General features: G+C 69.0%; 13 protein-coding genes and 1 other RNA gene. 8 read left to right on the plus strand and 6 right to left on the minus strand.

The genetic code is table 11. The features are described 5' to 3' along the window. Both ALA01S_RS27865 and phoR read left to right on the plus strand, forming a co-directional pair. On the plus strand, nt 1–524 hold a 524-nt coding region (locus tag ALA01S_RS27865), incomplete at its 5' end, for a winged helix-turn-helix domain-containing protein (RefSeq protein WP_066342531.1). A gap of 5 nt (nt 525–529) precedes the next feature. Next, nucleotides 530–1,882, plus strand: coding sequence for a phosphate regulon sensor histidine kinase PhoR (gene phoR, locus ALA01S_RS27870; protein ID WP_066342532.1), 1,353 nt, complete (start codon nt 530–532; stop codon nt 1,880–1,882). Here the strand turns inward: phoR and ALA01S_RS27875 are convergent. The 4 genes from ALA01S_RS27875 to trxA all read right to left on the minus strand — a co-directional run bounded on the left by ALA01S_RS27875 (nt 1,855) and on the right by trxA (nt 6,023). After that, nucleotides 1,855–3,531 carry a hypothetical protein gene (locus ALA01S_RS27875; RefSeq protein WP_066342533.1) on the minus strand — a complete coding sequence of 559 codons (1,677 nt, stop codon included), beginning with the start codon at nt 3,529–3,531 and terminating at the stop codon, nt 1,855–1,857. The genes phoR and ALA01S_RS27875 overlap by 28 nt on opposite strands. Before the next feature lie 161 nt (nt 3,532–3,692). Then, entirely contained in the window at nt 3,693–3,953 is a 261-nt protein-coding gene (locus ALA01S_RS27880) for a type B 50S ribosomal protein L31 (protein WP_029000421.1), read from the minus strand. A 196-nt stretch (nt 3,954–4,149) separates the two neighbouring features. Continuing rightward, the gene (gene rho / locus ALA01S_RS27885; RefSeq protein ID WP_029000422.1) at nt 4,150–5,415 is read right to left on the minus strand and encodes a transcription termination factor Rho; all 1,266 of its coding nucleotides are present in this window, start codon (nt 5,413–5,415) and stop codon (nt 4,150–4,152) included. A 278-nt stretch (nt 5,416–5,693) separates the two neighbouring features. Then, nucleotides 5,694–6,023, minus strand: a complete 330-nt coding sequence (gene trxA, locus ALA01S_RS27890; RefSeq protein ID WP_066342534.1) for a thioredoxin TrxA — start codon at nt 6,021–6,023, stop codon at nt 5,694–5,696. A 273-nt stretch (nt 6,024–6,296) separates the two neighbouring features. Between trxA and ALA01S_RS27895 the strand changes: the two genes are divergently transcribed. Continuing rightward, nucleotides 6,297–8,003: a serine/threonine protein kinase gene (locus tag ALA01S_RS27895; RefSeq protein ID WP_157119332.1), complete on the plus strand. Its 1,707-nt coding sequence runs from the start codon at nt 6,297–6,299 to the stop codon at nt 8,001–8,003. Between the two features lie 124 nt (nt 8,004–8,127). Here the strand turns inward: ALA01S_RS27895 and ffs are convergent. Together ffs and ALA01S_RS27905 are read right to left on the minus strand one after the other, a co-directional pair. After that, an RNA gene (gene ffs, locus ALA01S_RS27900) (signal recognition particle sRNA small type) lies at nt 8,128–8,225 on the minus strand. 89 nt (nt 8,226–8,314) lie between these two features. Beyond that, entirely contained in the window at nt 8,315–9,451 is a 1,137-nt protein-coding gene (locus ALA01S_RS27905) for an AIR synthase-related protein (RefSeq protein WP_066342535.1), read from the minus strand. 106 nt (nt 9,452–9,557) lie between these two features. Between ALA01S_RS27905 and dnaX the strand changes: the two genes are divergently transcribed. The 5 genes from dnaX to ALA01S_RS27930 all read left to right on the plus strand — a co-directional run. Next, nucleotides 9,558–11,708: a DNA polymerase III subunit gamma/tau gene (gene dnaX, locus ALA01S_RS27910; protein ID WP_066342536.1), complete on the plus strand. Its 2,151-nt coding sequence runs from the start codon at nt 9,558–9,560 to the stop codon at nt 11,706–11,708. 21 nt (nt 11,709–11,729) lie between these two features. Continuing rightward, nucleotides 11,730–12,056, plus strand: coding sequence for a YbaB/EbfC family nucleoid-associated protein (locus ALA01S_RS27915; RefSeq protein WP_066342537.1), 327 nt, complete (start codon nt 11,730–11,732; stop codon nt 12,054–12,056). Nucleotides 12,057–12,078: 22 nt separating this feature from the next. Beyond that, nucleotides 12,079–12,672: a recombination mediator RecR gene (gene recR / locus ALA01S_RS27920; protein WP_066342538.1), complete on the plus strand. Its 594-nt coding sequence runs from the start codon at nt 12,079–12,081 to the stop codon at nt 12,670–12,672. A 348-nt stretch (nt 12,673–13,020) separates the two neighbouring features. After that, nucleotides 13,021–13,206: a PEP-CTERM sorting domain-containing protein gene (locus ALA01S_RS27925; RefSeq protein ID WP_066342539.1), complete on the plus strand. Its 186-nt coding sequence runs from the start codon at nt 13,021–13,023 to the stop codon at nt 13,204–13,206. A 203-nt stretch (nt 13,207–13,409) separates the two neighbouring features. Beyond that, on the plus strand, nt 13,410–14,667 hold a 1,258-nt coding region (locus ALA01S_RS27930), incomplete at its 3' end, for an SdrD B-like domain-containing protein (protein ID WP_174548666.1).

Genomic DNA, 14,667 nt, shown 5'->3' on the forward strand with positions numbered 1-14,667 from the left:
TGACGCTGGCGCGCCAGTGGCGCAGCCAGCCGCGCACGCGCGAGCTGCCCATCATCATGCTCACCGCTCGCTCCGAGGAGAGCGACCGCGTCGGCGGCCTGGACGCCGGCGCCGACGACTATCTGGTGAAGCCCTTTTCCATGTCGGAGCTCATGGCGCGCATGCGTGCCGTGTTGCGCCGGCGCGCGCCCGAGGCGCTGGAGCAGCCGCTGGAAGCCGCCGGGCTCAAGCTGGACCCGGCCTCGCGCCGCGTCACCCGCGACATCGACGGCACGCCGCACGAGGTCAAGCTGGGCCCCACCGAGTTCAAGCTGCTTCACTTTCTGATGGCCCATCCGCAGCGCGTGCACACCCGCGCGCAGTTGCTGGACAAAGTGTGGGGCGACCATGTCTTCATCGAGGAGCGCACGGTGGACGTGCATGTGAAACGCCTGCGCGAGGCGCTGGCGCCGGTGGACTGCTCCAGCCTGATTGAAACCGTGCGAGGCGCCGGCTACCGGCTCGCGCAAGGCATCGCGGGCTGATCGTTGTGCGGCACCTCTTTGGGCGCCCGGTGGGCGCGGTGGTCGCCTGGGCGGTGGGCAGCGGCGCCGGCGCGCTGGTCGGGGCTTCCGCAGGGGAGCTGACGGCCGGGCTGCTGGCCGGCGGCGGCGCGGGCGTGCTGCTGCACGCCTCGCTGGACGCGTTGCGAGGACAGCGGCTGATGCGTTGGCTGCGCCGCGGCAACCTCGATGGCGCCGCGCCGCGCGACGCGGGCTTCTGGGGCGAGATGGCCTATCGCGTGGAACGCGCACTGCGCCTGCGCGAACGGCAGTTGGCCCAGGAACGGGCGCAGCACGCGCAGTTCCTCAACGCGATCGAGGCTTCACCCAACGGCGTGCTGCTGCTGGACGCGGGCGACGCCATCGTCTGGTGCAACCCGGCCGCCGCGGACCATTTCAGCCTGGACCCGGAGCGCGACCGCGCGCAGCGCGTGACCAACCTCGTGCGCGCGCCGGGATTCGTCTCACTGCTGCAGTCGGCGCAGTTCCCGACGCAGCCGACCTTGCTGTCCGGCCTGCGCCACGCGGGCACGCTGTCCGTGCTGCTGCGCGGCTACGGGCAGGGACTCAAGCTGGTGCTGTCGCAGGACGTGACGGAGCGCGAGCGCCACGAGGCCATGCGGCGGGACTTTGTCGCCAACGTCTCGCACGAAATACGCACGCCGCTGACGGCGCTCTCCGGCTTCGTGGAGACCATGCAGTCGCTGCCCCTGGGCGATGCCGAGCGCCAGCATGTGCTCGGCCTGATGGCGCAGCAAACCGGCCGCATGCGCACCCTGGTGGACGACTTGCTCACGCTGGCCCGGCTGGAAGGCAGCCCGCGCCCGGCGCCGGACCACTGGTTTGCATTCGACGTACTGCTGGACCAGGTGCGCGAGCGCACACGCTCGCTCTCCGGGGGCCGGCATGAGCTGCGCTTCCCCGACGCTTGCGCATTGGAGCTGGCCGGCAGTGAAGGAGAAATCGACAGCGCCCTCACCAACTTGCTGAGCAATGCCGTGCGCTACACGCCCGCGGGCGGGCACATAGGCGTGACGATCAAGAACCTGGAAGACGGACGGCTGGAAATTGCCGTGCGGGACAGCGGCATAGGCATCGCCCGTGAGCACCTGCCGAGGTTGGCTGAGCGCTTTTATCGCGTGGATGGCAGCCGCTCCCGCGCCACGGGGGGCACGGGCCTGGGCCTGTCCATCGTCAAGCACGTGGCGCAGCGCCACGGCGGCGAGCTGCACATCGACAGCATGCCCAACCAGGGCTCGACGTTCAGCCTGGTATTGCCTGCGGCCCGCGTGCGGCAGGCCGAGGCGCAGGATCAGCGCGAGGCCGAGGCGCGCCGGTAGATCAGCACGCTTTCCTCGCGGTCGGTTGGGCGCCGCTCGCGGGCAATGAAGCGCCAGCCGGGCAGGTTGGGCGCGGCCCGCGTGGGCTCGTTTTCGGCCATCAGCAGCACGGGGCAGTCGGTGCCCTCAGCCGCATTTGGGCGGGCATCGACACGCCAGCCGCCGAAGTACTCCATGCCTGCCACGGCCGCGCGCTGCATGCCCGGCGCCACGATGCAGGGCGCATCCCGGCCCACGTGGCGCGCGATGCGCTGTACCCAGGGACGGTAGCTGCGCGCGTAGTCCAGCGCCGGCAGCCACAGCGTCATGACCAGCAGCCAGGCCAGCGCCACGCCGCCCGCGGGCAGCACGAGGCTCTTCCACAAGGCCTGCGGATGCCGTGCCGTGCGCCAGCGCACCAGCGCCAGCCACGCCAGCGTGCCGGCGATGGCCGCGATCAGCCGGACCAGCGAGAACTCGGCCGTGAAGCCCGGTGCCAGCCGCGCGATGTTGGCCGCCGTGCGGGCCGGCGTGCCGGTCTGCATGGCTGCGTACACAACCCAGATGACCAGCGCGCCGGCCGTGAAGAAGAAGACCGAAAACCAGTCAATGGCTGCGCTGGCGCTGCGGCGCAGCGTGGGCAACGCAAAGCCGGCCAGCACCGCCAGCGCGGGCAGCGCCAGCAGCAGCGCGCGGTCGGATCCGCCCAGCGCGATGCTGGCACCCAGGGCGACCAGGGCGAGCCCAAGGGGCAGGGCGATGTGGCGCTTGAGCAGGTGGCGGCGCCAGCGCCACAGCGTCCAGGGCACCAGCAGCCACACCGGCCACAGGAACCAGGACACCAGCCGGCCCAGCTGCAGCAGTTGCGCGGTGTCGGCCGTGAAGTACCAGCGCCAGTGGTTGTGCTGCAGCACCAGCGTCAGGACCAGCGAGGCCAGCGTGGCGGCGCCCGTCCACGGCGCAAAGCGGCGCACCGGCGCATCCACCGAGCGCGCGCACACCACCGTGCCGATCACGCCCGCGGCCAGCGCGACGTTGGGCGCATCGCAAGCCGACAGCAGCGGCAGTGCCGCCAGCACGGCCAGGCGCGCCGTGGCGCTGCGGTAGGCCGACGCCGCCAAGCCCCACAGCAGCAACGCCATGGCGAAGAGCTGCGCCAGTTCCGGCGTGGTTTCGTGTCCAAGCTGCAGCAAGCCCAGTGTGGCCATCAAGGCCAGCAGCGCGCCGTCGGCCACGGCGCGGGCGTAATCCACCGCATTGGCTTCGCCGCCAAAGGCGAACGCCACGGGCTGTGCCGCCTCGGTGCGTGCGAGGTGGAAAGTGCTGTACCAGGTCAGCGCCAGCGTGAGCGCCAGCAGCAGCGCAAAGGGCAGCCGCGCTGCCAAGGCCGGTTCCACCATGGGCGACAGCAGCGCAATGAAGGCCGCCCCCAGCCAGTGCGGCAGCAGCACGCCCTCTGGGGGCAATTGGCCCACCAGCGGCGCCAGCCACGAACTGCGTCCCTCGCCCATGGCCGCCATGTAGCCGAAGGCCGTGATGTCAGCGTTTTTCCAAGGGTCTCGGCCGAACAGGCCGGGCAGCAGGTAAGCCGCGCACAGCAGCAGCAGCGGCAGCCGCGGCAGCCGCTGCACGGCGCGCTGCGTCACCAGGGCAGGAGAGGGGATGTTCACGCCGAAATCATGCCGTCAAAACCACGCGCGGCCGGCGTGGCCCGGGCGCCTGTGGCCTGTCGCCGCACCGGTCGCCGGGGGGGCACTTGGACTGCGCCACGGCCGGGGCAGGCAGAAAAAAAGGCAGCCGAGGCTGCCTTCCTTGTCGCTGGAGCGCGACCTCACTTCTTGAGGCCGACGCGCGCAAACTTGTTGCGGAACTTCTCGACACGGCCGCCGAGGCTGTCCACGCTCTTTTGCGTGCCGGTGTAGAAGGGGTGCGTTTCGCTGGTGGTTTCCAGCTTCACCAGCGGCAGCTCGCGACCATCGTCGAGCTTGATGGATTCTTTGGACTGCACGCAGGAACGCGTGACGAACTTGAAACCGTTGGACAGGTCCACGAAGCAAACTTCGCGGTAGTTCGGGTGAATGCCTTCTTTCATCGGAAACCTCGCTGCGTCGTCGCCAGCCACGCCGCCCCATGCGGCGCACTTGGCGAAAGCGGAAAACCCGCAATTGTAGCCCAAGCCGAAGGGGTGGCCCGGGATGGCGCCGTACAAACGGCGCCCTTGATGCGTTGTTGCCGCCAAGTACCGGCGGCGCGGGCCGTGTGCGGACACGGCCCACTGTGGCGGCGACTCAGCCGCCGCGGCGCATCAAGTCGAAGAAGTCCAGGTTGTTCTTGGTGGACTTCATCTTGTCGAGGATGAACTCCATCGCCTCGATCTCGTCCATCGGGTAGAGCAGCTTTCGCAGGATCCAGCTCTTTTGCAGGATCTCGGGCTTGAGCAGCAGCTCCTCGCGCCGCGTGCCGCTCTTGTTGAGCAGGATGGACGGGTAGACACGCTTCTCGGCCATGCGGCGATCCAGGTGGATTTCGCAGTTGCCGGTGCCCTTGAACTCTTCGTAGATCACCTCGTCCATGCGGCTGCCGGTGTCTATGAGCGCCGTGCCGATGATGGTGAGCGAGCCGCCTTCTTCCACGTTGCGCGCCGCGCCGAAGAAGCGCTTGGGCCGCTGCAGCGCGTTGGCGTCCACGCCGCCGGTGAGCACCTTGCCGGAGGAGGGCAGCACGTTGTTGTAGGCGCGGGCCAGGCGGGTGATGGAGTCCAGCAGGATCACCACGTCCTTCCTGAGCTCCACCAGGCGCTTGGCGCGCTCGATGACCATCTCGGCCACCTGCACGTGGCGCGCGGCCGGTTCGTCGAAGGTGGAGCTGATGACCTCGCCGCGCACCGTGCGCTGCATCTCCGTGACTTCCTCGGGGCGCTCGTCCACCAGCAGGACGATGAGGTGCACGTCGGGATGGTTGGCGACGATGGCATGCGCCAGGTGCTGCATCATCACCGTCTTGCCGCTCTTGGGCGGCGCCACCAGCAGCGCGCGCTGGCCTTTGCCCAGCGGTGCGATGAGGTCGATGATGCGGCTGGTGATGTTCTCGTCGTTGTTCTTGATGTCGCGCTCGAGCCTGAACTGTTCCTTGGGGAACAGCGGGGTCAGGTTCTCGAACATGATCTTGTGCTTGTTCTCCTCGGGCGTGAGGCCGTTGACGCGGTCAACTTTCACCAGCGCGAAGTAGCGCTCGCCGTCCTTGGGGACTCGCACCTCGCCCTCGATCATGTCGCCGGTGTGGAGGTTGAAGCGGCGGATCTGGCTGGGGCTGAGGTAGATGTCGTCCGTCGACGCCATGTAGCTGGTGTCGATGGAGCGCAGGAAGCCGAAGCCGTCCGGCAGCACCTCCAGCACGCCGTCGCCGAAGACCTGTTCGCCGGCCTTGGCGCGCTTTTTCATGATTGCGAACATCAGCTCCTGCTTGCGCATGCGAGCGACGTTGTCAATCTCCAGCGCCTCGCCCATCTTGATGAGCTCGGAGACGTGCAGCGCTTTCAGTTCGGACAGATGCATGGAAGGCAAACCCTGGGAAGGGAGGGCGCGCGTCCTTGCCAGGGGAGCACGCCGGATCAAATCGGCTCAGAAGGCCCGATGCCGGGCCGCTTCAACCCGCGGAACGCGGCAGAAAGACGTGAAATGCGCGGGGGGTTGTGAGCCGGAATCACGCCCCGCGAGTGGCCGGGGCAACCGAGGGCGTGATGGCAAATTCAGGGCTGCGTGAAACCGCCCGGGGCCAGCGTAACAGGTTCTGGCCAATTCGCGGGCGGCTCAATACCGCAGCAATCTTCAAATTATAGATTAGCGTCCAGGAACTGCGTCAGTTGCACCTTGGTCAGCGCGCCAACCTTGGTTGCAGCCACTTGGCCGTCCTTGAACAGCATCAGCGTCGGGATGCCGCGGATGCCGTACTTGGCCGGCGTGTCGCGGTTCTCGTCCACGTTGAGCTTGGCGATCTGCAGCCGGCCTTGGTAAGTGTTGGCAATCTCGTCCAGGATGGGGGCGATCATCTTGCAGGGGCCGCACCACTCGGCCCAGTAATCGACCAAGACGGGCGTTTCGGCATTGAGCACATCGTCCGAAAACGAGGCGTCGGAAACTTTTTTGATCAGTTCGCTGCTCATGATGGGGAGGTTTGCATGCGTCCGCAGGAACAGCCAGGGGCGCGGTGCTTGATATAGCGGAGGGCTGGGAATTCTGACACAAAGCCCCTGGCCCTCCGGGCTTGGGGCGGCTGTTCGGCAAGCTTGCGCGATGTCGCCGTTTCCTACTGCTGTAAGGCCTTCCCGGCCAAGAGCGGATTTGCCTGTCGGTAACAAAAATCCGGCCACCCGCGGCAACACTTCACGCAGCCATCACGCTTGGCGCGTGAAGCGGATGGCACATTGGCGGCCGTCATGACTTCCACCGCAGCCCAGCCCGCGAAGCCCTCCCAGCGCTTCGGACGTTTCGAAATGCGCCGCCTTTTGGGCAAGAGCGCGCGCAGCATGGTCTGGGAGGCGAACGACCCCGACCTGGGTCGCCAAGTGCTGCTGGCCATGCCGCGCGTGGCGCCTGCGGGCGACGCGGCGCTGCAGCGCTGGCTGGACGATGCTCGTGCCATGGCGCGCCTGAGCCATCCCAACCTGGTGCCCGTGAACGACGTGGGCATGTACCAGCGCCTGCCCTTTGTTTCCTACGAGCGCGCGCAGGACAGCGTGACGCTGGCGCAGCGGCTGCAGCCTGATGGCCATGCGACGCTGGACGTGGGCCGCTGGGCCGTGCAGGCGCTCGAAGGCCTGGCCTATGCGCACGACGCCGGCGTGGCGCACCGCGACTTGCAAATGCACATGCTGCGCGTGGACGAGCGCGGGCATCTGCAAGTCCTGGGCTTGTCCGTGGCGCCCATGCCCAAAGCCATCGATGCCTTGGGGCCGCTGCAGGCCCGCCAGGAAATGGTCGAGCGCGACGTCATGGCCGTGGGGCTGGCGATGTACCACCTGCTGGCCGCCCGCGCCGCGCTGGACGAGACCGACCTGGTCAGCGCCATAGAACGCATGACGCCCTTGGGCGACGCCACCGTGCGGCTGCCGCGCGAGCTGCCGCAGCCTGTGCCGGAGGGCTTTCGTGCCGTCATCAACCGCTGCCTGGACAAGCTGCCGCAACAGCGCTTCCGGCATGCGCGCACGATGGGCACTGCGCTGCAGGAGTGGGTGCCTTCGCAACGTTCTTCGCTATCCGACTCATTGCCTGAGCAACTGCTGGAGAGCGTGCGCCGCCATGGCGTGCTGCCTGCCTTGCCCGACGGCGCGGCCATTGCGTCGCGGCTGCTGGGCATGGAGCGCCAGCACGTGGGCGCGCTTGCGCAACAGGCGCTGCAAGATCCGGCGACCTGCCTTGAGCTGTTGCACCAGGCCAACTCCTCCTACGTGCGCAGTGCGCAAGCGGAAGGTAGTGGGGCGGTCGTCACCCTGCGGCGTGCCATCGCGATGATCGGCCTAGCCGGCTTGCAGCGCGTGGTGCAGCGCCAGCACGCCTGGCCGGGGCCGCTGGACCAGGCATCGGCGCGCACCTTGTTGGCGCGCATGGAGCGGGCGCAACGCGCGATGCGATTGGCGTTGCTCCTGAGCCCCCCGGGCTTTGACGGCGAAATCGTCCAGGTCGTGACGCTGCTGCAGGAGTTGGGCAGCCTGCTCGTTCATTACCACTTCCCCGAGCTGGCGCGGCAGATGCGCGCGCACATGGCGCCGCGCAAGCCCGCCTCGCCGGACGAGCCGCAGCCGCCCGCGCTGGACGAAGCCGCCGCGGCCCGCAAGGTGCTTGGCCTGGAGTTGGAGGCGCTGGCATTGGCGCTGTTGAGCCACTGGGGATTGGATGCCTCCATGTTGGCGCTGCTTCCCCCGTTGCCCACCAACCAGGCAGTGCAGGTGGTGGGCGAAGACGGCTTGCTGCGCGCCGTGGTCAGTGCGGCACGCGAGGCCGTCAGTGCCCTGGCCGTACCGGCCGAGCGCAGCAACGCGGCGCTGGACCGCGTGGCGCAGCGCTATGCGGCCACGCTGGTGCTGGACGGTGCCAAGCTGCGCCGCCTGCTGCGCGAAGCCTTGGCAGTGCCTCGCGCGGGCTGAACCAGCATGGCGCCGCAAGGCGCCATGCAACCGGCGCACGCCAGCGCCCGGCATGCGCGTTTTCAAGAAGAGGGGAAAGTGTCGCGGGCGCGGCAGCGAAAGCTGCCGGCTGTAGAAGATGGGGGTTGACGAGCCTTACCCCCGGCACTGGTCACAACGGTTGGGGCTGCTTCGTTCCCGACCTGACCCGGTTGGCCGCGCTCCCATGCGGGGAGGCCCGTCAGCGGCTATTGTAGCCCACGCCGTGAGCCACTCCCGGCACGTGCGCCGCAACGCGCCTCAAGTGCGTTGCGGCCGGCCTGGTTTGCTTGTCAGCGCAACTGCAGATCGTCGTCGCCGAAGCGGATGGACAGCGGCTCGATGAGCAGTTGCTTCTCGCCTTCTTCCACGCTGCCGGCCACCAGCGCCGGGATGCCCTGCGCCTGCGCGATCTCCACCGTGCGCTGCGCGTCCTCGGCACGGACGAACAGTGCGAAGCCCGCGCCCATGTTGAGCGTGCTGTAGGCCTCGCGGTCGTCATGGCCCGCGTGCTGCGCGATGAACTTGAGCACCTCCGGCACGGCCGGCACGCTGTGGATACGGTAGGTGAAGCGCGCCGGGTGGCGCAGCAGCTTGCGCCAGCCGTGGCCGGTGATGTTGGCGCAGTAGTGCGGCGTGATGCCGGCCTTGTAGAGCGCCTCCGTCACGGGCGAGTACAGCGTGGTGGGCGCCAGCAGCGCCTCGCCGTAGGTCTGGCCGCTTGCGAGCGGCGTGAGGTAGCCCTGGGGCAGCCGCTCGGTGAGCTTGCGCGCCAGGCTCAGGCCGTTGGCGTGGATGCCGCTGGAGGCCAGCAGCACGATGGCGTCGCCCGCGGCCATCTTGTCGCCCACCGACAGCCGCTCCTTGGGGTTGATCAGGCCCGTGCACGAAGCGGCCAGGTCGATGCGGCCCGCTTCCACGATGCCCGCCAGCGCCGGCGTCTCGCCGCCGCCCCAGGCCACGCCGCAGGTGTCGCAGGCGGCCTTCCAACCGGCCACCAGCGCCTGCGCGCGCTGCGCGTCGCTGAACCAGTCGCTGCCACCGGCAGCCCAGTAGGCCTGCACCACCAGCGGCGTGGCGCCCACGGTGATGAGGTCGTTCACCGCCATGGCGATGGTGTCCTGCGCGATGCCCTGGTAGAAGCTGCGCCCGGTGAGCTGGGCCATCTCGTCGGCCACCAGGGCCTTGGAGCCCAGGCACTCGACGATGCTGGCGATGTAGAAGGGTCCGACGTCCACGACGTAGGCCGATTCGCCGCGCGAGGCGGCCACTTCGGCAAAGCCATGCGCCGCCACGTGTTGGGCGGTGGCGGCGGCGGCACGTTGGGCGCTGACCTTGAGCGGGTCGATCAGGTCGTAGTTCACGCCCGCCTGCTCGTAGCTCAGGGGTGCGGCGCTGTTGTCGGAAGAAGAGGGCGTTTGGGCATTCATGGGCGCGGATTATCGGACAGCGCCCGCGCCCCGCCGCCCGCGCGCGTTGCCGCCAGGGGTGGCGGCCGTGTCAGGGGCGGTGTGCCGCGCCCCGTAGAATCGAGGGATGTCCTACGTGGTCCTTGCCCGCAAATACCGCCCGCGCAGTTTCGATCAGATGGTCGGCCAGTCGCACGTGGTGCAGGCGTTGACCAACGCGCTGCAGCAGCAGCGCCTGCATCACGCCTATCTTTTCACCGGCACGCGCGGCGTGGGCAAGACCACGGTCTCGCGCATCCTCGCCAAGAGCCTCAACTGCACCGGCGCCGACGGCACGGGCGGCATCACCGCGCATCCCTGCGGCGTGTGCACCGCCTGCACCGAGATCGACGCCGACCGCTACATCGACTACGTCGAGCTCGATGCCGCCAGCAACCGCAGCATCGACGAGATCCGAGACCTCATAGAGCGCGCCGCCTACAAGCCCAGCGTCGGCCGCTTCAAGGTCTTCATGATCGACGAGGCGCACCAGCTCACGCGCGACGCCTTCAACGCGCTGCTCAAGACGCTGGAGGAGCCGCCGGAGTACCTGAAATTCGTCCTGGCCACCACCGACCCGGACAAGATGCTGCCCACCGTGCTCAGCCGCTGCCTGCAGTTCAACCTGCGGCCCATGGCGCCGGAGACGGTGCACGAGCACCTCTTGAACGTGCTGCAGCAGGAGCAGGTGGCGTTTGACGCGCCCTCGCTGCGACTGCTGTCGCGCGCCGCGCGCGGCTCCATGCGCGACGCGCTCTCGCTCACCGACCAGGCCATCGCCTACGGCGGCGGCACGCTGGCCGAGGAGACCGTGCGCGCCATGCTGGGCAGCGTGGACCGCGGCCATGCAGCCGCCCTGGTGCGCGCGCTGGCGCAGCGCGACGGCGCCACGGTGCTCGCGGGCGTGCAGGGCCTGCGCGAGCGCGGCCTCTCGGCTGCCGCGACGCTGGAGGAAATGGCCACGCTGCTGCAGCAAATGGCCGTGGCGCAGATGGTCCCCGGCGCGCTGGACGACACCGACCCCGACACCGGCGGCGCCGTCGAGCTGGCCGGCCTGATGCCGCCGGACGAGACGCAGCTGCTCTACAGCATCGCGCTGCACGGCCGCGCCGAGCTGAGCCTGGCGCCGGACGAGTACGCCGGGCTGACCATGGTGCTGCTGCGCCTGCTGGCCTTCCCCAGCGGCGGCGGTGCGCCGCAAGCGCGGCCCAAGCTGGAGGCTGCGCGTGCGCCCGCGGCCGCGTCCGGCGTGGCTTCGGCGCCCGCGGTCCGGCCGGTGGCGCCGGCCGCGCCCGTCGCGGCGCCGGTGGCTCCTGTCGCGGCCCCCCGTCCGGCACCTGCCGTTCAAGCCGCCCCCGTTGCTGCGTCCGCGCCTGCGGTGCCGGTCGCTGCAGCTGCTCCCGCCATGCCTGCGCGGCCCGCGCGTGCGGAACCGCCCGCGGCCGTGCCCCCGCAAGCTTCCACGCCCGCCGCATCCGTGGCGGCACCGGCCGTGCGTGCGCAGCCGGTGCCCGCGGCGCCGGCGCGGCCGCAGCGCCCCATGCCGGCTGCCGCTGCCTCGCCCGCGCGTGCCGCATCCAGCGCGTTGCAGGAGCCGCCCTCCTGGCATGACGAAGCGCCGCCCTGGGACGACGAGCCGCCCTGGCAGGGTGCTGCTGCGCCGGAGCCGGACTTCGACATCGTGCCGCCCGCGCCGGCGCCCGCCCAGGCCAGGCCGGTGGCGGGTTCTGCCCAAATCCCAGGCCCGCAAGTCCAGCAGAGCCGGCAAACCCAACCGCAGCCGCAAGCCCCGGCCGCCGCGCCGGCGCCGCGTGTCCGCCCGGCCGCTGATGAAGGCGACGAGCTCTCGCCCACTGCGCTGGGCGAGCGCTGGGTGGCCGTGGTGCAGCAGTTGAAGATCGTGGCGCTGGTGCGCGAGCTGGCCATGCAGTCCGAGCTCATCGCGGCCGAGGAGGCCGACGCCCCGCTGTGGCGGCTGCGCGTGGAGCGCGAATCGCTGCGCAACCCCGCGCTGTGCGAGAAGCTGCAGGCGGCCTTGCGCGAGCTGGTGCATCCGGCCCTGCGGCTGGAAGTGGAAGCCGGCAAGGCGCAGGATTCGCCCGCGCTGCGCGAGGCCCACGAGCGCGACCGCCGCCAGCGGCAGGCCGAGCGCATCATCCATGACGACCCGCTGGTGCAGCAGTTGCTCCAGCGCTATCCCACGGCACGCATCGTGCCGGGGTCGATCAAACCGAACTGAACCCAAGCGAAGGAAATCACGATGTTGAAGGGACAACTGGCCGGCCTGATGAAGCAGGCGCAGGCGATGCAGGACAACCTCAAGAAGGCCCAGGACGAGCTGGCCAACGTCGAGGTCGAAGGCCAGTCCGGCGCCGGCCTGGTCAAGGTCACCATGACCTGCAAGCACGACGTCAAGCGCATCACCATCGACCCCAGCCTGCTGGCCGACGACAAGGACATGCTCGAAGACCTGGTGGCCGCCGCCTTCAACGACGCCGTGCGCCGCGCCGAGACCGTGAGCCAGGAAAAGATGTCCAAGCTCACCGCCGGCATGCCGCTGCCCCCGGGCATGAAGTTCCCGTTCTGAGCGTCCCGCGGCCTTTTTCCGCTTGAACGCCCCGGCCAGCCACCTCGACGCGCTGATAGACGCCCTGCGCCGCCTGCCCGGCGTGGGCGTGAAGTCCGCGCAGCGCATGGCCTATCACCTGCTGCAGCATGACCGCGCCAGCGCCCTGCGCCTGTCCGAGGCGCTGCGCGCCGCGGCCGAGCACGTGCAGCACTGCCGGCGCTGCCACGGCTTGAGCGAGACCCCGCTGTGCGAGGTCTGCGCCGATCCCGGGCGCGACGCCCGCCAGCTCTGCGTGGTGGAGGGCCCGGCCGACTTGGCTGCGCTGGAGCGCACGCGCAGCTACCACGGGCTGTATTTCGTTCTCAAGGGCCGTCTCAGCCCGCTGGACGGCGTGGGCGCGCACGAGATCGGCGCGGCCGAGCTGCTGGAGCGTGCGGGCGACGGGCAGGTGCAGGAAGTCATCCTGGCCACCAGCTTCACCGCCGAGGGCGAAGCCACCGCCCACGTGCTGGCCCAGGCGCTCAAGGCGCGCGGGCTGCAGGTCACGCGGCTTGCGCGCGGCGTGCCCGCGGGCAGCGAGCTCGAATACGTGGACCTCTCCACCATCGCGCACGCCCTGGTGGACCGGCGCTGAGCCCCGCGCCGCGCCACCCAGGCGCGGCTCTCCCTTTCCTCCTGTTCACCGCCGTGCGGCGCCCGGTGCGCGCGGGCGTCCGTGTGTCTCGCCTCCTGTCCGCGACCATCCGCGATACCCAAGGGTTCCCTGCCGGCGATGTCCAGAAATTTGGTGGATGCTGTCGAATTTCTTTACAAATGCATTGATTTGAAGCAAAAAATACAAGTTAAGTTGTTGATTTTTATATAAACGAGATACATGGCATGACTCGTGCGAGTCAAGAAGTGTCTGCGGACAAATAGGGAGCATCCCCTGGGGATTCGCCCTGTGTTCGGTTGGCAAACACCTGAATGACTTGACTGACACATGAACCAACTCTCTGCCTTCTTCTCCGCTGCTGCGCTGCTGGCCGTCACCAAGGTGGCCCTGGCCGAGCCTTGCGGCTCCTTTCCGCTGCCCGCCTGTGCCGTGCCCGAGCCCAGCTCGCTGCCGCTGGTGACCATTGGCCTGGTGGGTGCCGCCGTCGTGGCGCGTTTCTTCAAGAAGAAGTAAGCCCCCTGCCGCATGGGGCCAGCCGGCGCGCCCGGCTGGCTCGCGGCGCCTGCCCCGGGGGCAGTTCCCATCCTTCCGATTTCCTGGCCTGCGTGGCCTGGCCGGTTGTTTTCAGGAAATGCCCAGCGATTCCTGAAACACTCCAGGCCGGCGGGTCGCGCTGCCGCATGGGCGGCCGATAGACCCTTTCCTCCATCACTTCCATGGCTCAGAACCCCAGCGTCACCGTCAACGTCAGCTATCCCGGCTCCCTGCTGGAGCCGAGCTTTCTCGATGCGAAGGTGACCTCCACCTCGGTGCTCAACCCCGGCGCACCCAGTGGCGGCACGCCTTACGACGCCTGGTGCCTGAACATGAACGTGCAGATCCCGGTGCCAGCGACCTACACCGCGACGCTGTACTCCTCCTACGAGCTCAGCGTGATCACGGCCAACGTGCCCACGCTGCGCACCAGCGCGTACCTGTCCAACCTGGACAACATCAACTGGCTGCTCAACTACTACAACGGCAGCAACGCCGGCATTTCCTTCGGCGAGGTGCAAAGCGCCATCTGGCAGTTGATGGGCTACAAGTACCCCATCGCCGCCTATCTCGCGCCGCAGGACGTGGCCGACATTGACGCGCTGGTGGCGCTGGCGCTGAACCACGACGGCTACGTGCCGGACGCGGGCGAGGCCATCGGCATCGTGATGGACACCACCAATGCGGCCGGCACCACGCACTACCAGCCGCTGATCGCCGAGACCAAGGCGGCGCGGCTGGGGGATTTCGTTTTCGACGACCTCAACGCCAACGGCGTGCAGGACGCGGGCGAGCAGGGCATTGCCGGCGCCCGGGTGGAGCTGGTGCGCGACATGAACGGCGACGGCCAGTTCTCCGCTTCCGAAGTCCTGGCCAACACCGTGACCGATGCCGGCGGCAGCTACAGCTTCCGGGGCCTGACGCCGGGCCTGAACTACCAGGTGCGCTTCACCCAGCCCAGTGGCTTTGATGCCGTGAGCCCGCGCCAGGTGGATGGCAATGCGGCTTCCGGCACCAACAGCGACGCGCTGGTCTCCGGCGTGGTGGTGCTCAAGCCCGGCGAGGTCAACAGCGGCATTGACGCCGGCTTTTACCGTTATGCCAGCGTGGGCGACCGTGCCTGGCACGACGCCAACGGCAACGGCGTGCAGGACGCCGGCGAAGCCGGCATGGCCGGCGTGACCGTGACGCTGCTGGACGCCTCCGGCGCCGTGGTCAACACCACGCAGACCGACGCCAACGGCAATTACGCCTTCACGGGCCTGCGCCCGGGCCAGTACGACGTCCAGTTCGCCACGCCCAACGGATTCAGCGTCACGCGCCAGCACGTGGGTGCCGATGCCTCCGACAGCGACGCCAACGCCGCCGGCCTGGTGGGCCGCTTCAACCTGACGTCCGGCGCCGCCGTGACCACTGTGGACGCGGGTTTTTACAAACTGG

The organism is Azohydromonas lata NBRC 102462 (assembly GCF_001571085.1).
Taxonomy (GTDB): Bacteria; Pseudomonadota; Gammaproteobacteria; order Burkholderiales; family Burkholderiaceae_C; genus Azohydromonas; species Azohydromonas lata.